The sequence below is a fragment of the Sphingomonas sp. BK069 genome (genome assembly GCF_014193405.1).
Lineage (GTDB): Bacteria > Pseudomonadota > Alphaproteobacteria > Sphingomonadales > Sphingomonadaceae > Sphingomonas.
Map to the genome: position 1 here is coordinate 100,245 of NZ_JACHZH010000002.1, position 17,210 is coordinate 117,454.

The 17,210-nt window shown below is 71.1% G+C and carries 22 protein-coding genes; 8 read left to right on the forward strand and 14 right to left on the reverse strand.

All coding sequences use genetic code 11. The annotated features are described in order from the left end of the window. Positions 1–31: 31 nt before the first annotated feature. Positions 32–598, reverse strand: coding sequence for an ATP-dependent protease subunit HslV (hslV, locus tag FHY02_RS09105; RefSeq protein ID WP_183921623.1), 567 nt, complete (start codon positions 596–598; stop codon positions 32–34). A gap of 125 nt (positions 599–723) precedes the next feature. On the opposite strand from hslV, the gene FHY02_RS09110 reads away from it, so the two are divergent. Then, positions 724–912: a hypothetical protein gene (locus tag FHY02_RS09110; protein WP_132908728.1), complete on the forward strand. Its 189-nt coding sequence runs from the start codon at positions 724–726 to the stop codon at positions 910–912. A 197-nt stretch (positions 913–1,109) separates the two neighbouring features. On the opposite strand, the gene FHY02_RS23315 is transcribed toward FHY02_RS09110, so the two are convergent. From FHY02_RS23315 to FHY02_RS09125, 3 genes are all read right to left on the reverse strand, one after another. Next, on the reverse strand, positions 1,110–1,781 hold the full coding sequence (locus FHY02_RS23315; RefSeq protein ID WP_183921624.1) for a cell wall hydrolase: 672 nt from the start codon (positions 1,779–1,781) through the stop codon (positions 1,110–1,112). A 54-nt stretch (positions 1,782–1,835) separates the two neighbouring features. Beyond that, a complete protein-coding gene (locus FHY02_RS09120) occupies positions 1,836–2,378 on the reverse strand; it encodes a hypothetical protein (protein WP_183921625.1) in 543 nt (180 codons plus the stop codon). A gap of 103 nt (positions 2,379–2,481) precedes the next feature. Beyond that, positions 2,482–2,751, reverse strand: coding sequence for an SWIB/MDM2 domain-containing protein (locus tag FHY02_RS09125; RefSeq protein WP_183921626.1), 270 nt, complete (start codon positions 2,749–2,751; stop codon positions 2,482–2,484). 175 nt (positions 2,752–2,926) lie between these two features. Between FHY02_RS09125 and folE the strand changes: the two genes are divergently transcribed. Genes folE through FHY02_RS09140 form a run of 3 tightly spaced genes read left to right on the forward strand, consistent with a single transcriptional unit; the run spans position 2,927 to position 4,633 of the window. After that, entirely contained in the window at positions 2,927–3,553 is a 627-nt protein-coding gene (folE, locus tag FHY02_RS09130; RefSeq protein WP_183921627.1) for a GTP cyclohydrolase I FolE, read from the forward strand. Then, the gene (locus FHY02_RS09135; RefSeq protein WP_183921628.1) at positions 3,550–4,296 is read left to right on the forward strand and encodes an SDR family oxidoreductase; all 747 of its coding nucleotides are present in this window, start codon (positions 3,550–3,552) and stop codon (positions 4,294–4,296) included. The genes folE and FHY02_RS09135 overlap by 4 nt, the downstream gene beginning before the upstream one ends. Continuing rightward, positions 4,289–4,633 carry a dihydroneopterin aldolase gene (locus FHY02_RS09140; protein WP_183921629.1) on the forward strand — a complete coding sequence of 115 codons (345 nt, stop codon included), beginning with the start codon at positions 4,289–4,291 and terminating at the stop codon, positions 4,631–4,633. Before FHY02_RS09135 ends, FHY02_RS09140 begins: the two co-directional genes overlap by 8 nt. 160 nt (positions 4,634–4,793) lie before the next feature. Here FHY02_RS09140 and FHY02_RS09145 read toward each other — a convergent pair whose 3' ends face one another. Both FHY02_RS09145 and FHY02_RS09150 read right to left on the reverse strand, forming a co-directional pair. Continuing rightward, on the reverse strand, positions 4,794–5,645 hold the full coding sequence (locus FHY02_RS09145; protein ID WP_183921630.1) for an MBL fold metallo-hydrolase: 852 nt from the start codon (positions 5,643–5,645) through the stop codon (positions 4,794–4,796). Further along, positions 5,645–5,833 (reverse strand): hypothetical protein, encoded by a 189-nt coding sequence (locus FHY02_RS09150; protein WP_183921631.1) that lies wholly within the window; start codon positions 5,831–5,833, stop codon positions 5,645–5,647. Before FHY02_RS09150 ends, FHY02_RS09145 begins: the two co-directional genes overlap by 1 nt. A 208-nt stretch (positions 5,834–6,041) precedes the next feature. On the opposite strand from FHY02_RS09150, the gene FHY02_RS09155 reads away from it, so the two are divergent. Together FHY02_RS09155 and FHY02_RS09160 are read left to right on the forward strand one after the other, a co-directional pair. Then, positions 6,042–6,578, forward strand: coding sequence for a glycoside hydrolase family 108 protein (locus tag FHY02_RS09155; RefSeq protein WP_183921632.1), 537 nt, complete (start codon positions 6,042–6,044; stop codon positions 6,576–6,578). A gap of 12 nt (positions 6,579–6,590) precedes the next feature. Continuing rightward, positions 6,591–6,998: a holin family protein gene (locus FHY02_RS09160; RefSeq protein WP_183921633.1), complete on the forward strand. Its 408-nt coding sequence runs from the start codon at positions 6,591–6,593 to the stop codon at positions 6,996–6,998. 412 nt (positions 6,999–7,410) lie between these two features. Here the strand turns inward: FHY02_RS09160 and map are convergent, their stop codons facing one another. Next, a complete protein-coding gene (gene map, locus FHY02_RS09165) occupies positions 7,411–8,235 on the reverse strand; it encodes a type I methionyl aminopeptidase (RefSeq protein WP_183921634.1) in 825 nt (274 codons plus the stop codon). Between the two features lie 52 nt (positions 8,236–8,287). On the opposite strand from map, the gene FHY02_RS09170 reads away from it, so the two are divergent. Then, positions 8,288–9,046 carry a molybdopterin-binding protein gene (locus FHY02_RS09170; protein ID WP_183921635.1) on the forward strand — a complete coding sequence of 253 codons (759 nt, stop codon included), beginning with the start codon at positions 8,288–8,290 and terminating at the stop codon, positions 9,044–9,046. Between the two features lie 191 nt (positions 9,047–9,237). Here the strand turns inward: FHY02_RS09170 and FHY02_RS09175 are convergent, their stop codons facing one another. Beyond that, a complete protein-coding gene (locus FHY02_RS09175; protein ID WP_183921636.1) occupies positions 9,238–10,368 on the reverse strand; it encodes an RluA family pseudouridine synthase in 1,131 nt (376 codons plus the stop codon). Continuing rightward, on the reverse strand, positions 10,365–10,739 hold the full coding sequence (crcB, locus tag FHY02_RS09180) for a fluoride efflux transporter CrcB (protein WP_183921637.1): 375 nt from the start codon (positions 10,737–10,739) through the stop codon (positions 10,365–10,367). The genes FHY02_RS09175 and crcB overlap by 4 nt, the downstream gene beginning before the upstream one ends. A gap of 391 nt (positions 10,740–11,130) precedes the next feature. On the opposite strand from crcB, the gene FHY02_RS09185 reads away from it, so the two are divergent. Continuing rightward, on the forward strand, positions 11,131–11,352 hold the full coding sequence (locus FHY02_RS09185; protein ID WP_183921638.1) for a hypothetical protein: 222 nt from the start codon (positions 11,131–11,133) through the stop codon (positions 11,350–11,352). Between the two features lie 64 nt (positions 11,353–11,416). On the opposite strand, the gene FHY02_RS09190 is transcribed toward FHY02_RS09185, so the two are convergent. The 5 genes from FHY02_RS09190 to FHY02_RS09210 all read right to left on the reverse strand — a co-directional run bounded on the left by FHY02_RS09190 (position 11,417) and on the right by FHY02_RS09210 (position 16,889). After that, positions 11,417–11,983 carry a glycine zipper 2TM domain-containing protein gene (locus tag FHY02_RS09190; RefSeq protein WP_183921639.1) on the reverse strand — a complete coding sequence of 189 codons (567 nt, stop codon included), beginning with the start codon at positions 11,981–11,983 and terminating at the stop codon, positions 11,417–11,419. Between the two features lie 95 nt (positions 11,984–12,078). Then, positions 12,079–12,507 carry an OsmC family protein gene (locus FHY02_RS09195; RefSeq protein ID WP_183921640.1) on the reverse strand — a complete coding sequence of 143 codons (429 nt, stop codon included), beginning with the start codon at positions 12,505–12,507 and terminating at the stop codon, positions 12,079–12,081. 107 nt (positions 12,508–12,614) lie between these two features. After that, the gene (locus FHY02_RS09200) at positions 12,615–12,920 is read right to left on the reverse strand and encodes a glycine zipper 2TM domain-containing protein (protein WP_183921641.1); all 306 of its coding nucleotides are present in this window, start codon (positions 12,918–12,920) and stop codon (positions 12,615–12,617) included. A gap of 249 nt (positions 12,921–13,169) precedes the next feature. Beyond that, on the reverse strand, positions 13,170–13,994 hold the full coding sequence (locus FHY02_RS09205; protein ID WP_183921642.1) for a crotonase/enoyl-CoA hydratase family protein: 825 nt from the start codon (positions 13,992–13,994) through the stop codon (positions 13,170–13,172). Between the two features lie 87 nt (positions 13,995–14,081). Continuing rightward, positions 14,082–16,889: a TonB-dependent receptor gene (locus FHY02_RS09210; RefSeq protein ID WP_183921643.1), complete on the reverse strand. Its 2,808-nt coding sequence runs from the start codon at positions 16,887–16,889 to the stop codon at positions 14,082–14,084. Between the last annotated feature and the right edge of the window lie 321 nt (positions 16,890–17,210).

The following is a 17,210-nucleotide window of genomic DNA, read 5'->3' on the forward strand; positions in this document are numbered from 1 at the left end:
AGTTGTGTCGCTGGCCGGTGTCGCGCGCGCCTCAGCTCGCGCTGTCGAGCGTCTCGATCGTCAGCCGGTCGTTGGTGTAGACGCAGACCTCCGCGGCGATCGCCATCGCGCGGCGGCAGATCGTCTCGGCGTCCTGCTCATAGTCGACCAAAGCGCGCGCCGCGGCGAGCGCGTAATTGCCGCCCGAGCCGATCGCGGCGATCCCGGCCTCGGGCTCGAGCACGTCGCCGTTGCCGGTGAGGATCAGCGTCACCTCCTTGTCGGCGACGATCATCATCGCCTCCAGGTTGCGGAGGTATTTGTCGGTGCGCCAGTCCTTGGCGAGCTCGACCGCGGCACGCATGAGGTGGCCGCCGTGGCGCTCCAGCTTGGCCTCGAGCCGCTCGAACAGGGTGAAGGCGTCCGCAGTGGCGCCGGCGAAGCCGCCGATCACCTTGCCGTCCCCTAGCGTGCGGACCTTGCGCGCGTTGGGCTTCATCACGGTCTGGCCCATCGAGACCTGGCCGTCGCCGACCACGACGACCTTGCCGCCGCGTCGAACCGATAGGATGGTGGTGCCGTGCCAGACCGGCGCGGCGTGTGGATCGTTCCCGCTCATGCCGCGCGATATGGGGAGTGCGGCGGGGTCTCGGCAAGTGTACCCGGAAAGGACGAGATCCTTGATCGACGCTGTGGCGAGACAGCCCGGACCGCGGCATAGCGGGTGCCGGAGAGTGAGTAGCGATGATAACCGACAGGGACCGGCTGTATTTTCAGAGCCGCGCCGAAGCCGAACTCAAGCTGGCTGCCGAAGCGAAGGATCACGCGGTGTGCCAGGCGCATTATGAGATGGCGACCCAATACCTCGAGGCGGCGCACGGCGCGCACATGCGCCTGCCGCCCGACCCGCAGCGGATGGCGCGCCACGGCTGAGCTGCTCTCGATCCTCCCCGCTCGCGGGGAGGATCTGAAACGTCGCCGTCGATCTCAGCATAAGATGCTGGCGGCTGTGAGGTGACGACGCGCAGCGCAGTGATGGTGACCTCATCCGCCCGCGAGATTTATCGCGGATGTGACTTGCCCCGGAGCCGGGCCGTCGCCGACCCGTCGACTCCGCACGCTACTCCGGCTCACGCCCGCACGTAGAACAGGTGCGTCCCCACCCGCGCTACCTTCACCAGCGAGTTGCGCCAGTACGGCACCATCCAGTCGGTATGGTAATGCGTCGCGCGCCCCACCTCGGCGTCGACCTCGCCCGCCAGCGCGCGCCGCGCCATCCGCCGCGCGCCGATCCAGCCCGTGCGCACGGGGCGCCGCCCGACCGATCCGTCGCAGGTGAAGGAGAATTGGCAGCCGGTGTCGCGCGTGGCGCCCTGGTAGACGACGCCGCACACCGTCTTGGGATAGCCGGGCGCGCGCACGCGGTTGAGCACGACCTGCATCACCGCGCGCTGACCGCGTCGGTCGTCGCCCGCCTCGTATAGCGCCGCGGTGGCGAGACATTCGACCGCCTGCGCGCGCTCCGCCTCGCCGCCGCGGAAGCGGTAGCGCGACGCGGTGCGGCGACGCTCGGCGTGGAGCGGGAAGGCCTGGTTGGAGGCGCGCGCGGCCTCAGCGCTCATCCGCGCCGTCGCGGGGCGCGGCGCGCGCGGGGACCAGCTGTCGAGCCAACCGAGCGTCACCGCCGCCAGCGCGAAGGCGGCGACGATCAGCGGCCACGTCAGCCACGTCCGCGCGCCGCGCCGGCCGCGCCGACGCGCCGGCCGCCGCCGCGCGGGAGAACGGGAGCGTCGCTGCGCCATCGCCGCGCTGTACCGCGCCGCGCCGCACCGGGGAAGTTGCCGACCGCCGGTTCGCTACCGGCGCGTGAGATGCGCGACGAAGGCCTCGGCGGCGGCCTGGTCGCGGCCGAAGCAGATCAGCGATCGCCGCGCCACTTCGTGCGGGTCGAGACGGTAGCGCAGCGTCACGCGCCACGCCCGCCAACCGTGCCGCGGCAGCACGCCCGCGATCTGTTCGGGGTCAAGCTGCACCGTCTGATAGGCGGTGGAGCGATCGATCAGCCATACGAGCGGCCCCTCCGCGACCGCGACCGCGCCGGGTCCAGCGAAGCACCATCGATGCGTGAGCGCCGTCCCGCTGATCGCAGCGAGCCGTTCGGCCAGCACGTGCGCCCGATGTCGGTCAAGCCGACGCGCGAGATAGAGACATGCCCCGGCGAACGCCGCCAGGATGGCCGCGGCGAGCGCGACGCCGCGCCACAGCGCCAGCAGCGACGCCGCGGCCGCCACGGCGGCATAGGCGCGGCACTGGCGCGGCCGCCCGTCGGCGCGCTCGCCCGGGACGAGCGGTACCAGCGCTGGCTCGTGGTCGGAGGGCGGCGCGGCGGGGTGGAGCATCATCCTCCATCTTAGCCGCGCAGCGGATCGGCGGCGGCGCGCGCTCGCCTGATCGGGTCGCGCCGCGTGCGCGCCGGCCACCACGGGCCGGCGCGGCGCCCGCTCAGGCCTTGACGTGCTGCGAGATGTACTTGTTCATCTCGAACATCGTCACCTTGTCGCGGCCGAACACCTTCTTGAGCTTCTCGTCGGCGACGATCTCGCGCTTGTTCTCCGGGTTCTGCAGGTTGTTCGACTTGATATAGTCCCACACCTTGCTGATCACCTGGCTGCGCGGCAGCTTCTCGTTGCCGACGATCGCGCCGAGCTCGGCCGAGGGCTGGACGGGCGCGTGGATGCCGCCGGTCTTGCCGGTGGTGGTGGTGGTCGCCATGTTCTTCCTTCCTGTTCGTGCCGGCCGAGCGGGCCGGTCCTGCGGAGATGTCGCCGTCACGACGCGGCGGCGCTGGTGCGCCGGCCCGCGCCGAGTCTCTCACACCGACGATGCGCGAGCGTAACGGTACGCCGCGCACTGGATCGCCGTCGCCGCGCCGTCTAGGGGAAAAAGCATGAGCGACGATACGCGACACACGCCCGACGACGGCGACCTGGTGGCGGCGACGGGCAAGATCCCCGTTCCCGAGGAGGTGGCCGAGGCAGTCCGCACCTTGCTGCGCTGGGCGGGCGACGACCCGACGCGCGAGGGGCTGCGCGACACGCCGCAGCGCGTCGCGCGCGCCTGGAAGGAATATTGCGCCGGCTATGCCGAGCATCCCGAGGTGCATCTCGCGCGCGTGTTCGAGGAGGTGGGCGGCTATGACGAGATCGTGCTGCTCAAGGACATCCCGTTCCAGTCGCACTGCGAGCATCACATGGCGCCGATCATCGGCAAGGCGCACATCGCCTATCTGCCGCGCGACCATGTCGTCGGCATCTCCAAGCTGGCGCGCGTGCTGCACGGCTTCGCACGGCGGCTCCAGGTACAGGAGCGGCTCACCGCCGAGGTGGCGGACTGTATCTGGCACAATCTGCGCCCGCAGGGCGTGGCGGTGGTGATCGAGGCGAGCCACGCCTGCATGACCGCGCGCGGCGTGCGTACCCCCGGCGTGGCGATGGTGACGAGCCGGATGATGGGCGTGTTCCGCGACGACGACCGCAGCCGCAAGGAAGTGCTGGCGCTGATGGGCCTGTCGTGAGCGCGCGGCGCGTGCTGGTGACCGGCGGCGCCAGGCGGCTGGGTGCCGCGATCGCGCGCGCGGTCGCCGCGGCGGGGCACGTGCCGGTGATCCACTACCGCCGCTCGCGCGACGAGGCCGAGGCGCTCGCCATCGAGCTGGGCGGCGCCACAGTGCAGGGCGACCTCGCCGACACCGAGGCGCTGCGCGACCTGCTCGACCGCGCCGGCGACGTCGACTCGCTGGTCAACAGCGCGTCGCAGTTCGACTATGACTCGCCCGCGGCGATCGACCCGGCGCTGGCGGCGCGGCTCCACGCGATCAACGCGGTCGCGCCCGCGGTGCTCGCCGCTGCGCTGGCCGAGCGCGACGGCGCGCGCGCGGTGGTCAACCTGCTCGACCAGAAGCTCGCCAACCCCAACCCCGATTTCTTCAGCTACACGCTGTCCAAGGCGGCGCTGGCGAGCGCGACCGAGCTGATGGCCCAGGCGTTCGCGCCGCGCGTCCGGGTCAATGCGGTGGCGCCGGGGCTAACGCTGCCGAGCGGCGACCAGAGCGACGCCGCCTTCCACTCGGTGGCGCGCGCCAACCTGCTGTGCCGCCCGGTCGGCGCGGAGAACGTCGCCGCCGCGGTGGTCTATCTGCTCGAGGCGGAGAGCGTCACCGGACAGACGCTCTACGTCGACGCGGGCCAGCGTTTCTGCCGCAGCGACCGCGACGTCATGTTCACGGGGGGCGAGGGGAGCCGGCACCAGCATGGCTGAGTTCACCACGCTGATCGAGGACATGGCGGTGGCGATGCGGCTCGGCATCCACCCGCACGAGGCGGCGCCGCAGCGCGTGCTGCTGTCGGTGTGGCTGACGGTCGATTACCCCGGCCTACCCGCCGACACGATCGAGGCGGTGCTCGACTATGATCGCGTCCACGACGGCATACGCGCGCTCGCCGACGAGGGATTCGCGCTGCAGGAGACGCTGGTCGAGCGGGTCGCCGCGCTGTGTCTGGCGGACGCGCGCGTGCGGCAGGTGCGGGTGCGCTCGGTCAAGGCCGACGTCTACCCGGACGCGCGCGTCGGCTGCGAGATCGTCCGCGGGCGCTGAGCGGCTGGGGCGCGGACGGTCGGCGGCGCGCCCGCATTGTTACCCCGGCCTAAAGCGTGAATTCCTGCAGCCGCGAGAGCAACGGCTCGGGCGGGTGCGGGACGTCGGATCCTGGCTCAAGGCCGGGATAACGGGGAACTCGTAGGAGGAACAGTCTCTCTTAGAAGACGGGACTCTCCTGCCCAGCCAGCAGCTCGAACTCGACCGCGTCGTGCGCGCAGAACATGCGCACCTCACCGGCGTGATCGAGCGACAGCCGCCGCAGCCGGCGCTGGTTGGCGAGCCGCGCGACACGGTCGACCTCCATCAGCTTCTGGTAGCCGCGCAACCCTGGCGGGCAGTGATAGTCCTCGCTGCCGACCTCGCCGCGGTAGAAATAAGCGTCGCCGGCGTGGAGCAGCCATTGCCCGTCGTCCTCCTGGATCGCGACGCCGGCATGGCCCCAGCTATGGCCCGCCAGCGGCACCAGCAGCAGCTCGGGCGGCAGCCCCTCGAGTTGACGCACCGCGTCGAAGCCGAACCAGCGCTCGCCGCCACCGGCGGCATAGAGGCGCCAGTTCTCCGCCTCGTCCCATTGTTGCGGGCGATAGCGCCGCCGCCCTACGAAGGCGCCGCCGGCGCGCGCGTCCGCCACCTCGCGCTCGCGCGACAGCAGGTGGATCGTGGCGTTGGGAAAGTCCTCGATCCCGCCGGCATGGTCAAAGTCGAGATGGGTCAGCACGATATGCCGCACGTCGGCGGGATCGAAGCCGCGCGCGATCACCTGCGCGCGCGCGGTCTCCTCGCCGCGCAGCTGCGGATTGCACAATTGGATGAAGAACTCGGCGAGGCGCTGTCGCGGCCGCGCGACGTCGCGCGTGCCATAGCCGGTGTCGACCAGCACCAGCCCCGCCTCGCTCTCGATCAGCAGGCAGTGGCAGACGAGATGCGCGCGCGCGCCCGCGCTGCTGCCGTCGAACAGCGCGCCGCCGGCGGGGCAGCAGGTGCCGCAGTTGAGGTGATGGATCCGCATCAGGCGACCTCGATCTCGGCCGCGCCCGGGTGCGCGACCGCGCGCGCGTGCGGCGCGAGGCGGCTGCGGGTGCGCTCGTCGATCGCGGGCCGCGCGATCCGCCAGGCGCGCGCGGTGAGGAACGCACCGCCGGCCAGCGCCAGCACAGCGGCGGCGCTCCAGCGGGTGGTGGTGAGGGGTGGCGCCATCGTCTCGCTCGTTGCTGCGGAAGGGTGGGAGATCAACGGCGGGAACCGGGAGGCGTTGCGGTCCGAGACGGGCAAAGTGGCTGATTTAGGTTTGTATTCAGCGGGTTAAGCGACAAATCCTTCCCGTGCCGGGGGAGAATCAAGGAAGCCCTGTCCTACATAGCAACGTTCCCGCTATGTTCCATCCTCCACCAAGCCAGGAGGACCCATGATCGACGAGCTCATCGACGCGGTGATCGACCGCGAGGGCGGCTATGTCCGCCACCCCGCCGACCGCGGCGGCGCGACCCGCTACGGCATCACCGAGGCGGTGGCGCGTGCCAACGGCTATGTCGGCGACATGCGCCAGTTCGCGCGCCCGGCCGCGGTGGCGATCTACCGCCGCGCCTACTGGCAGCAGCCCGGTCTCGACCGGGTCGCGACGCGCGCGCCCCAGCTCGCTGCCGAGCTGTTCGATACCGGCGTCAACATGGGGCCGACGACCGCGGTGACCTTCCTCCAGCGCGCGCTCAACGCGCTCAACCGCGGCGCCAGCGACTATCCCGACGTGCCGCTCGACGGGCGCGTCGGCCCGGCGACGCTCGCCGCGCTCGATCGCTTCCTCGCCACGCGCGGCGCGGCGGCGCAGGCGGTGCTGGTCAAGGCGATCGACTCGCTCCAGGGCGAGCGCTACCTGTCGCTCGCCGAGAAGCGCCCCGCCGACGAGGCGTTCCTGTACGGCTGGCTCGCCCAGCGCGTCGGCTGAGGGGAGGCGGAGATGGCACTTCTCGACGGACTGGTCGCGCCGGTCGCTGGCCTGCTCGACAAACTCATCCCCGACCCGCGCGCGCGCGAGGCGGCGAAGCTGGAGCTGCTGCGGCTCCAGGGCTCGCAGGAGCTGGAGCAGGTCAAGGCGCAGCTCGCCGCGGTGGTGGCCGAGGCGCAGTCGGCCGATCCCTGGACCAGCCGCGCGCGTCCGAGCTTCCTGTACGTCATGTATGCGCTGCTGCTGTGGAGCATCCCGATGGGGCTGATCGCGGCGACCCGGCCCGAGATGGCAAGCGCGATCGCGCGCGGCATGAACGCCTATCTCGCCGGGCTGCCCGAGCCGCTCTACACGCTCTTCGCCACGGGCTATCTCGGCTACACCGTGGCGCGCGAATGGGGCAAGGCGAAGGGGCGGTGACGGGCTAGGCCGTCCTGAGCGCGAGGGTGGAGGGCATCCGCCCCGCCCCCCCCCTTTTGACGCATGCGGGCGAGATCGTGTGCACCGGACGCGACCTCGCCCCGGCGTTCGATCCATCGAAGCCGCCCGTGCTCCCGCGCACGCGGGAACCCAGAGCCACAGGCGGAGGCGTCGGTGACCCTGGGCTCCGGCGTTCGCCGGAGCACGCTGCCGCCTTAGATGCGGTAGCTGAGCCTTCAGCGCAGGCGGGGCGGTATCACGCGAGATCGGCCGCGCTCAGCCGTGGAGGACAGCGCCACATCAAAGGCACCGACAGCGACACCGACCGGTAGTGCCGCGCTCCTGCGGCCCTCCGCTTCTCACGCTATCTCGCGTGATCGAACCTCAGCCGATGGCGCGCCGCGATGGCCCGTCAGTACGGCGGCTTGTCCAGCCCCGCGGGCGAGCAGGTGAAGATCTCGCAGCCGTCCTCGGTGATGCCGATCGAGTGCTCGAACTGCGCCGAGAGCGAGCGGTCGCGCGTCACCGCGGTCCAGCCGTCCTCCAGCAGCTTCACGTCGGGTCGGCCGATGTTGATCATCGGCTCGATCGTGAAGATCATGCCGGGGCGCAGCTCCACCCCTGTGCCCGGCCGCCCCACATGCACCACCTCGGGCGCGTCGTGGAACAGCCGGCCGAGGCCGTGGCCGCAGAAGTCACGCACCACGCCGTAGCGGTTCGACTCGGCATGGCGCTGGATCGCGTGCGCCACGTCGCCCATGTGATTGCCCGGCCGCGCCTGCTCGATGCCCAGCATGAGGCACTCGTAGGTCACCTCGACCAGCCTTTTGGCCTTCAGCGGCACGTCGCCGATCAGGTACATGCGGCTCGAGTCGCCGTGCCAGCCGTCGACGATCGGGGTCACGTCGACGTTGACGATGTCGCCCGACTTGAGCGGCTTGTCCGCGGGGATGCCGTGGCAAACGACATGGTTGATCGAGATGCAGGTGCTGTGTGCATAGCCTCGATAGCCGAGCGTCGCGGGCACGCCGCCGCCGGCCAGGATGAAGTCGTAGATCAGCCGGTCGAGCGCCGCGGTGGTGACGCCGGGCACCATGTGCGGCACCAGCATGTCGAGCGTCTCCGCGGCGAGCCGGCCCGCTTTGTGCATGCCGTCGAAGGCATCGCGCCCGTGCAGCTTGATCGCGCCGGTGCGCCCGTGCGGCGCGTCGCTGGTGACGGTGACATAATCGGTCATCGCGGCGATATAGCGTGGCGAGGGGGCGAATGCGAGGCTATGCCCGCCCGCTATGGAGACCGAACGCATCTGGACCGCGGCGCTCGTCGTCATCGGCGACGAGATCCTCTCCGGCCGCACGCAGGACAAGAACATCGCCCAGCTGGCGAGCTGGCTCAACGTCCAGGGCATCCGCCTCGCCGAGGTGCGCGTGGTCCCGGACAATGAGAACGCGATCGTCGAGGCGGTCAACCAGTTGCGCGCGCGCAACGACTATCTCTTCACCACCGGCGGCATCGGGCCGACGCACGACGACATTACGGTCGATTCGATCGCGGCGGCGCTCGGCGTCGGCGTGGTCCACCATCCCGAGGCGGTGGCGGTGCTGGAGCATTATTACGCCTCGCGCGGCGGTATCACCGCAGCGCGGCTGCGGATGGCGCGCGTGCCGGAGGGCGCGACGCTGATCGAAAATCGAGTCTCGGGCGCGCCGGGGATCCGCGTCGGCAACATCTTTATCATGGCGGGGGTGCCGCACATCACCGCGGGGATGCTCGACTCGCTCACCGGCACGCTCGAGGGCGGGCGCCCGGTGGTGAGCGGCACGATCGGCTGCTGGGTGGCGGAGAGCGAGGTCGCCGACCTGCTGCGCGACGCCGAGAAGGCGCACGAGGGCGTCTCGATCGGCAGCTATCCCTTCTTCCGCGAGGGGCGCACCGGCGCCAATTTCGTGGTGCGCTCGCCCGACGCGGCGCTGGTGGAGCGCTGCCTCGCCGACCTGGGCGCCGCGCTGACGGCGGCGGGGCATGAGGTAGTGGCCGGCGGGATCTGACCCTTCCCGACCCCACGAGCAGCGGGGATCCGAACTCCCATCATCGCCAACGCGATCCGAGATGTCGCGAGGCGCGCACTCGATCGGGCATCTCGCGACACCATCGGTCCGGGTTCAAACCGAAGAGGCTGCTGGCGGCGGCGGGCCCGGACAGGAGCCGCGCAGGCGCGCGGTGAAGCCCGCCCCGCCCCTCACCCGCGCCGGCCGCCGCCCCTGCCTTCGCCGCCCTTGCCCTCTCCGCCCGCGCGCGACCGCCGCTCGCCGCGGCGCTCCTTGCGCACCGTCTTGGCATGCGCCCGCGCGCGCGCCTTCTTCTCCTCGCGTGTCGGCGGCGCGCGCTCGTCGAGCGGCATCATGTCGCCCGCCATCGCCTCGAAGCCGAGCGAGGCGAGGCTCTCGGCGAAGTGCGACGGCAGCTCGGCGGTGACGTCGATCTCGCCGCCGTCGGGATGGTCGACGCGGATGCGGCGCGCGTGAAGGTGCATCTTGCGGCTGATCCCGCCGGTGAGGAACGCCGCCGGGCCGCCGTATTTGCCGTCGCCGACGATCGGGTGACCGATCGCCGCCATATGGACGCGCAGCTGGTGCGTGCGCCCGGTGAAGGGTTGCAGCTCGACCCAGGCGGTGCGGTTACCCGCGCGCTCGATCACGCGGTAGCGAGTCCGCGCCGGCTGGCCCTCGGCCTCGTCGACGTGCATCTTCTCGCCGCCGGTGCCGGGCTGTTTGGCGATCGGCAGCTCGATCGTGCCGTCGTCGATCGAGGGCACGCCGACGATCAGCGCCCAATAGACCTTCTTCGCGGTGCGGCCCGAGAAGGCCTTGGCGAAGAAACCAGCGGCGCGCGCGGTCCGCGCCACCAGCAGCGCGCCCGACGTGTCCTTGTCGAGCCGGTGGACGAGTTTGGGCCGGCCCTGCGACTCGTCCTGTAGCGCGTCGAGCAGCCCGTCGACATGCGCGGTCGTCTTGGTGCCGCCCTGCGTGGCGAGGCCGGGGGGCTTGTTGAGCACCAGCGCCTGCGCGTCGCGGTGGATCACCAGCTCGCGCGCGAAGGCGATCTCGTCGTCGCTGAGCGGGGCGCGCTGGCGCTCGGGCCTGGCATCGACGCGGACGGGCTCGGGCGGGGGCACGCGCAGCACCTGACCGGCCTGGACGCGGTCGCCGGGTCCGACGCGCGCGCCGTCGAGACGGAGCTGCCCGGTGCGCGCCCATTTGGCGACGGTGGTGAAGCTGGTGCCGTCGAGGTGGCGCTTGCACCAACGGTCGACGCGGATCCCGTCGTCGTCGAGCGCGACGGTGAACTGGCGGACGCCCTCGCCGCTCATGCCGCCACCCGCGCCAGCGCGAGCCCGGCGAAGACCGCCGCGATCGCGCCGACCACCGAGACGAGCGCGTAGCCGAGCGCGCCGAGCGCGGCGCCGCGCTCGATCATCGTCGCGGCGTCGAGCGCGAAGGCGGAGAAGGTGGTGAAGCCGCCGAGCAATCCGACGCCGAGCAGCAGCCGCCAGTTCTCGCCGCCGCCGGTGCGCGCGAGCGCGCCGACGAGCAGCCCCATCAGCAGCCCGCCGACCAGGTTGACGGTCAGCGTGCCCCAGGGCCAGTCGGGTCCGAGCACCGCGGTCATCGCGCGCCCGGTCAGGTAGCGCCCGGCCGTACCGACCGCGCCGCCCGCCATGACGAGAAAGAGGGAGTTCATCGCGCCGCCCTAGTCGCTTTCGGCGCCGAAGGAAATCGGCGGGCGTGGGTGGAGGATAGTGGTGGTGATCAGGCGGTGACAGCGACGGGGAGCGGGCACGAGGCAGCCTTTCTCACGGCCGCGGCTGGAGGATGAGGTCGCCCGCGCGTCCGACCACGCCGTCATTCCCGCGCAGGCGGGAATCCAGACGCGCTAACGGCAGCGATGGAGTCGTGACGTCCGCGCGTCTGGATCCCTGGCATCGCAGGGGTGACCGTGTGCTTGGGGACGTGACGCGAGTCCTCGCAAGGCACGTGCGACAGCCGCTCGGCCGTGCGCCCCGCGCCAGCTCGGGTCCGCCCACCACCGTCTCACCCTTGCAATACACCTCGCCTCGCGCCATCTTGCCCCCATGCTCAACCTGTTCTCGATCCTGATCGGCCTCGTCGCGCTGCTGCTCGGCATCGTGCCGTTCCTGCCGTTCCTCGCCTGGGGCTATTGGTTCGTCATACCGATCGCGGTGGTGGGCGCCACGGTCGGCGCGCTGTCGTCGCGCAACACCGGGCGCAACCTCAATCTCGTGCTGATCCTGATCTTCGGGTTGCGGCTGATGCTCGGCGGCGGGATCATCTGACGCGAGACGGGCCCCGGCATCGCTGCCGGGGCTCGCCCGTACGCATCACTGAACGCGAGACGCCTCAGCGGCAGACCACCTGGCCGCGGTCGACCTGCTGGCCGAGCAGCGCGCCGCCGCCCGCGCCGATCACGGTGCCGAGCAGGCGCGAGCCGCCGCCCGCGATGATATTGCCGAGCGCGCCGCCGGCGAGACCGCCGACGATCAGGCCGGTCGTGCCGTCGTTGCGGCGGCAGTAATAACGGTTGTCCGAGCCGCGATAGATGCGGTCGTTGCGGCCGAGCGCGCGGGCGCGATAGTAACGGCCGTCGCGATAATAGCGGTCGGCGTAATAGGCGCGCTGCCCCGGCTCGTACCGATTATAGTCGTACCGCGCCGAGCGACGCCAGTCGCGCACCCGGTCGTTGCGGTCGCGCCGCGCGTCGCGGACACTGTCGCGATACTCGCGGCGCGCGTCGCGCACGTCGCGACGCGAGTCGGCGTCGCGCAGGTCTTCGCGATATTCCTGGCGCGCGTCGCGGACGTCGTCGCGATACTCGCGGTTGGCGCGGCGCGGGTCCTGCGGCGCGGCCGCGGCGGGGACGCTGGCCAAGGTAGTCGCGGCGAGCGCGGCGGCGAGGATGATACGCATCACTGATCTCCCTACAGAGTGATGCCGTATCAACGGCGCCGCCGCGCCCCCGGTTGCGTGAACTACAAACTACCTCTTGTTCACTTCAGAGACACTTATGACTCTAACTTGTGCGTGAGCGTCACTTCCGCGTTCAACACTTTGGAAACCGGGCAGTTCGCTTTGGCGTCCTGGGCGATCCGCTCGAACTCGTCGGGCGCGATGCCGGGGATCTTGGCGGTGAGGTCGAGCTTGGACGAGGTGATGGTGAAGCCGTCGCCGTCCTTGTCGACCGTGACTCGCGCGCTGGTCTCGAGCGTCCCGTCATTATAGCCAGCGCCGGCGAGCGCGAAGCTCAGCGCCATGGTGAAGCAGCTGGCGTGCGCCGCCGCGATCAGCTCCTCGGGATTGGTGCCGGGCTCGTCGCCGAAGCGCGTGCCGAAGCCATAGGGATGCTCGTCGAGTGCCTTGGACTGGGTCGAGGTCCAGCCCTTCCCCTCCTTGCCGAGACCTTCGTAGCGTGCCGAACCACCGCGCGTGGGCATGAGTCACTCTCCCGTTGAGACCTAAAAGAGAAAAGGCGCGGCCCGCACTCGCGGACCGCGCCTCCTCCAACGTCGGTCAGGCCGAAAGGCTCAACCGTGGCATGGCATCAGCGGCACTGGCGCTTGCCGCTGCGCTCGATCTCGCGCCCCGCGAGCGCGCCGCCGACGCCGCCCAGCACGGTGCCGAGCGTACGGTCGCCGCGCGAGTCGATGGTGCGACCGAGCAGACCGCCCGCCACCGCACCGACCACCAGGCCGGTGGTGCCGTCCGGCTTGCGGCAGCGCAGGCGACCGTCGTTGCCGCGCCACTCGCGATACTTGTACCGGCGCTGCGCGTCGGCATCGACGGTGGTGGCGACGAGCGTCGGCGCGACCATCGCAGCGGCACCGAAGGCCAGCATCAGCTTACGCATGACTTCATTCTCCCGTTCGAACTTCATGTTGGCGACGTAACGTGTCGCTTCTAGCGCGGTTGCATGAACCGGGAACAACGAGGCGTTCATGGTGTTGCACGCGTCCCGTGGCGGGGCGGCGGAGGGCGACGCGCGAGAGCTGGACCTACCTTCCCTCTCCCTCGCGTCATCCTGGCTCCGTTTGAGGATCCAGGGTGCCGCGTACCCACACGCCGCCGAACCTGCGGGCCCGTGGTTCCTGAGACGAGCTCAGGATGACGACTGGGGAGAAGGTCGCGGGCCGCCCCCAACCTCATCGCTGAACCGCGGCGCCCGTTTCTCCAGGTTGGCGCGCACCGCCTCCGCCTGGTTGGGCGAGCGCAGCAGCGCCAGCTGCGCCGCGCTCTCGGCGGCGAGGATGGCGGGTGCGTCGGCGTCGGCGGCGAGCGCGAACAGCCGCTTGGCGGCGCGCACCGCGTCGGGGCTGCGCGCCGCGATGGCGCGCGCGATCGCCAGCGCACGCTCGCGCGGTTCCGGGTCGAGATAGGTGACCAGCCCGCACGCCTGCGCCTCGGCGGCGTCGAGCTCGCGCGCGGTATAGACCAGCTCGCGCAGCACGTCCTCGCGCACGCTGCCGCGCCACAGGGCATAGCCGCCCATGTCGGGCACCAGCCCCCAATGCACCTCGCGGATCGCCAGCCGCGTGTCGGGATGCGCGACCCGCACGTCGGCGCCGGCGAGCAGCTGGCAGCCGCCGCCGAAGGCGACGCCGTGCGCGGCGGCGATCACCGGCACCGGCAGCGCGCGCCAGCCGGTGCAGACATATTGCACGTCGTTGCTCGCGCCGCGCGTGCGCTCGCCGAGCGCGAGCCCCGACCCGCCCGCGGCCATCGCCGCCATGTCGAGCCCGGCGCAGAAGCCGCGCCCCTCACCCGACAGCACCACGGCGCGCAACCGGGGTTCGCCCGCGAGCCGCTCGATCGCCGCCGCCAGCGCGGCGAACATCGCCGGGTCGAGCGCGTTCATCTTGTCGGCGCGGGCGAGCCGCACGTCGGCGACGCCGTCCTCCAGCGCGATCGTCACCCGCTCGTCCATCCCGCCTCCGCTCGCCCACCTTGCCTCACCGCGTGAGGAACAGCCGCGCGGCGACCGGTGTCAACAGGGGATCGGGGCGGCGCCCGCTCACAGCGATCCGCGCAGCTGCACGCCGACCCAGCGCGGGATGCCGGGCTTATACTGGTTCCACGACGGTTGCAGGCTGTTGTCGACGTCGAGCAGGTTGCGCACTAGCAGCGCGACGTCGAAGCGCCCGTCGCCCAGGCCCAGCCCGGCGGAGATGTCGGTGATCCCCCAGGCGTGCGTCCTGGTGTAGCGCGACAGGGTCGTGTCGGCGAGATACCCGCTCTGGAAGTTATGGTTCACGTCGACGTGGAGCACCCGCCCGGGCGCGATCGGATAGGACCAGTCGCCGAACAGGTTGCCGCTCCACCGCGGCGCGCCCGGCAGCGTGCTGCCGCTGGCGTCGTGATAGGGGCCGGCGGGATTGTCCCCGCCCAGCTCGCCGGGGACAGGCGCGCGCGGGAACGAGCGGTAGTGCGCGTCGGTATAGGCGCCGGCGAACCGCAGCGTCGTGTAGGGAATGGCGAACAGCGCCACGTCCAGCTCGACCCCCTGGCTGCGCACGCGCGGCACGTTGCCCAGCGCGGCGCGGTAGGCCGGGTGGCCGTCGCCGTTGAGCGCGCTCTGCACCGGGTCAAAGACGAAGGTCGGTTGAATATAGTCGGCGAAGTTTTCGCGGAAGCCGGTGGCGCTCGCCTGGAGCTTGTGCGCCAGCGCGATCGTGCGCACGCCCAGCTCATAGGCGTCCACCCGCTCGGCCGCGACCGGCAGCGAGGTGCCGCCCGCCGCGCTCGCTCCGACGATCTGCGCCACGCCCGGCTTCTCGCCGTGGCGATAGGAGGCCACGATCGTGTGCTCGGACGTCAGCTTGTAGCTCGCCGCGAGATCGCCGGTGACGAGCGTGCCGCGATACGGCTCGGCCTCGCTCCGCCGGTACAACGCGCCCAGCCGCGCGGCGCGCACCCCCTTGGCGGCACCGAGCTGCGCGCGCTGCGCGTCGGTCAGATCGGCATAGTTGGCGACATGGAAGTATTTCTGCGCGGTGCGATCGGCCAGCGCGCGCTGCGCGGCGCCGTTGTCGGCGGTCAGCACGCCCTGCTCGTCGCTGTCGAAGCCGCCGAGCACCACGTCGTTGACGCGCGCGGGATCGAGCTCGGCGGCGAACCCCTCGGACTGGATGAAGCTGCGCGCCTGGCTGTGCCGCGTCTCGCGCGACACCCGCGCACCGGCGTCGAGCGTGAGCCGCGCCGACGCGTCCCAGCTGAGGTGCGAGTAGGCCGCGAGCGTGCGGTTGAGGTAGCGCTCCTGCCGCTTGGTGATCAGCGCGTCGGCGGCGTTGAGCAGCAGGCCGCGTCCGGCCGGGTCGACCGCGTCGGGTAGCGCCGGGTCGACCGGGTCGAGCAGCGCATATTGCGCGGGGCTGGCGTACCAGGCGCCGGCGTCGGAGCCGTAGCGTTCAGTCTGGCTGTAGTTGGGGAACAGCCCGCGATAGGCGAACAGGCCGCCGCGGTAGCTCAGCTCCTTGAGCGGCCGCGCGTCGAGCCGCAGCTCCTGGCTCCATTGTTCGAACGTGGTCTGCGTGCCGCGCGGCGCGCGCAGCCACTCGAACTGCGTGTGCGAGCCGGCGCCCTGCGAGAAGGCATAGTCGCGCCACGCCGTGATCGAGCGCAGCACCGTGTCGGGCGCGAGCGTCAGCCGGATGTCGCCGGAGGCACCCTTGGTGGCATAAGTGTTGGGATACTCGCCGATCGTGTTGATCGCCTTGGCGGTGAAGTCGCGCACCGAATAGTCGCTGCGCTGGCGGAACCAGCGCCGCTCGAGATGGCCGGTGTCCTCGTTGGCGTAGTTCACCGCCGCCGGTCGGCCCGTGGCGGGATCGATCCAGTCATAGGTCGGCGGCGACACCAGGTTGAAGGCGAAGCAATTCTCGCAGATCTCGCGGTTGGTGGGGGTGACGTCCGCGATCAGCCGCGCCTCGATCGCGGGCGAGGGCGTCACCAGCAGCTGCGCGCGCACGCTGGTGCGATCGGTGTTGCGCCACGTGAAATGCGTGTCGTTGCGGTTCTTATACGGGCCGTCCGCCTGCTCGCGGTTGATCGAGACGCGATAGGCCAGCAAGTCGTCCACGATCGGACCGCCCAGCACGGCGGTGGCGACCAGGGTGTTGCGCTGGCCGACGGTGACCGCGGCCTCCGCCTCGGGCGTGAAGCTCGGCTTGCGCGTGCGGATCACCACCCGCCCCGCATCGGTCGCGCGCAGCCCGTCGCTGCCCGTCGGCCCGCGCACCACCTCGACCGTCTCGACGTCGAGATAGTTGCTCAGCGCCGAGATCGCGCTGATCCCATGGCTGACGTCGTCCACCGCGACGCCGACGCTGGGTTCGAGCACGCCCGCGCCCGCCGCCCAGCCGACCCCGCGGACGAAGATCGACGCGGTGTTGGGGTTGTTCCACGACGTGCGCACGTTGCCGATGCGATTGACGATGTCGCGGAAGTTGTTGATCTGGAACTTCTCCAGCTCCTCTCCGGTGACCGCCGAGGTAGAGCGCGGCGCGTCCTTGAGCCGCACCGCGGTGACGGTGATCGCGTCGTCAAGCCCGCGGTCGCCGCGGTCGTCGCCCATCGTGGCGGCGGGTGCGATACTGGCGGCGGCGACGGGCGCGGGTTCGCCCGGTACAGCGGCGCCGGCGCGCGCGAGCGTCGCACGCAGCTGCGCCACTTCGTCCTGGAGCGCCGCGTGGCGCTGGCGCAGCGCCTCGGCATCTTGCGCGGGGACGGGGGCGGGCAGCAGCGCCACGCCGGCGAGCAGCAGCGCCCACCAGCGTCGCCGCGACGCGGACCGGGCGATACCGAGAGAAGGAGAGAAAGACATCGCTGCGACTCCTCGATCTCGCGGACGATCGCTCGCGCGCGACGAGGATCGCCGACAGGGACTGAAACGCCCTCTCCCGCGCCGATGATAAGGATCGCGCGGGATGATCGAAGATAGAATTTCTGTGACGCTCGCGAGAACTTAGAGAAAGCCGGTGACTACTTAGGTTTACTGGCCAGCACGGCCACCCCTTCACCGTTTCGGGTCATCTATGCTACGCGTCGCAACAGAAGGCTTGCTAGCGCGCGAGGACAGAGCCCCTTTTCTTCACGGGAGGGGCCGGGACGTAACCGGGAGCGGCGCGCTCGCGGACGCCCCTCA

Excerpts from the sequence above, each read along its gene's own strand:
- hslV (WP_183921623.1), bottom strand. The coding sequence starts at position 598 with ATGAGCGGGAACGATCCACACGCCGCGCCGGTCTGGCACGGCACCACC.
- FHY02_RS09110 (WP_132908728.1), top strand. The coding sequence starts at position 724 with ATGATAACCGACAGGGACCGGCTGTATTTTCAGAGCCGCGCCGAAGCC.
- FHY02_RS23315 (WP_183921624.1), bottom strand. The coding sequence starts at position 1,781 with ATGGCGCAGCGACGCTCCCGTTCTCCCGCGCGGCGGCGGCCGGCGCGT.
- FHY02_RS09120 (WP_183921625.1), bottom strand. The coding sequence starts at position 2,378 with ATGCTCCACCCCGCCGCGCCGCCCTCCGACCACGAGCCAGCGCTGGTA.
- FHY02_RS09125 (WP_183921626.1), bottom strand. The coding sequence starts at position 2,751 with ATGGCGACCACCACCACCACCGGCAAGACCGGCGGCATCCACGCGCCC.
- folE (WP_183921627.1), top strand. The coding sequence starts at position 2,927 with ATGAGCGACGATACGCGACACACGCCCGACGACGGCGACCTGGTGGCG.
- FHY02_RS09140 (WP_183921629.1), top strand. The coding sequence starts at position 4,289 with ATGGCTGAGTTCACCACGCTGATCGAGGACATGGCGGTGGCGATGCGG.
- FHY02_RS09145 (WP_183921630.1), bottom strand. The coding sequence starts at position 5,645 with ATGCGGATCCATCACCTCAACTGCGGCACCTGCTGCCCCGCCGGCGGC.
- FHY02_RS09150 (WP_183921631.1), bottom strand. The coding sequence starts at position 5,833 with ATGGCGCCACCCCTCACCACCACCCGCTGGAGCGCCGCCGCTGTGCTG.
- FHY02_RS09155 (WP_183921632.1), top strand. The coding sequence starts at position 6,042 with ATGATCGACGAGCTCATCGACGCGGTGATCGACCGCGAGGGCGGCTAT.
- FHY02_RS09160 (WP_183921633.1), top strand. The coding sequence starts at position 6,591 with ATGGCACTTCTCGACGGACTGGTCGCGCCGGTCGCTGGCCTGCTCGAC.
- map (WP_183921634.1), bottom strand. The coding sequence starts at position 8,235 with ATGACCGATTATGTCACCGTCACCAGCGACGCGCCGCACGGGCGCACC.
- FHY02_RS09170 (WP_183921635.1), top strand. The coding sequence starts at position 8,288 with ATGGAGACCGAACGCATCTGGACCGCGGCGCTCGTCGTCATCGGCGAC.
- FHY02_RS09175 (WP_183921636.1), bottom strand. The coding sequence starts at position 10,368 with ATGAGCGGCGAGGGCGTCCGCCAGTTCACCGTCGCGCTCGACGACGAC.
- crcB (WP_183921637.1), bottom strand. The coding sequence starts at position 10,739 with ATGAACTCCCTCTTTCTCGTCATGGCGGGCGGCGCGGTCGGTACGGCC.
- FHY02_RS09185 (WP_183921638.1), top strand. The coding sequence starts at position 11,131 with ATGCTCAACCTGTTCTCGATCCTGATCGGCCTCGTCGCGCTGCTGCTC.
- FHY02_RS09190 (WP_183921639.1), bottom strand. The coding sequence starts at position 11,983 with ATGCGTATCATCCTCGCCGCCGCGCTCGCCGCGACTACCTTGGCCAGC.
- FHY02_RS09195 (WP_183921640.1), bottom strand. The coding sequence starts at position 12,507 with ATGCCCACGCGCGGTGGTTCGGCACGCTACGAAGGTCTCGGCAAGGAG.
- FHY02_RS09200 (WP_183921641.1), bottom strand. The coding sequence starts at position 12,920 with ATGCGTAAGCTGATGCTGGCCTTCGGTGCCGCTGCGATGGTCGCGCCG.
- FHY02_RS09205 (WP_183921642.1), bottom strand. The coding sequence starts at position 13,994 with ATGGACGAGCGGGTGACGATCGCGCTGGAGGACGGCGTCGCCGACGTG.
- FHY02_RS09210 (WP_183921643.1), bottom strand. The coding sequence starts at position 16,889 with ATGTCTTTCTCTCCTTCTCTCGGTATCGCCCGGTCCGCGTCGCGGCGA.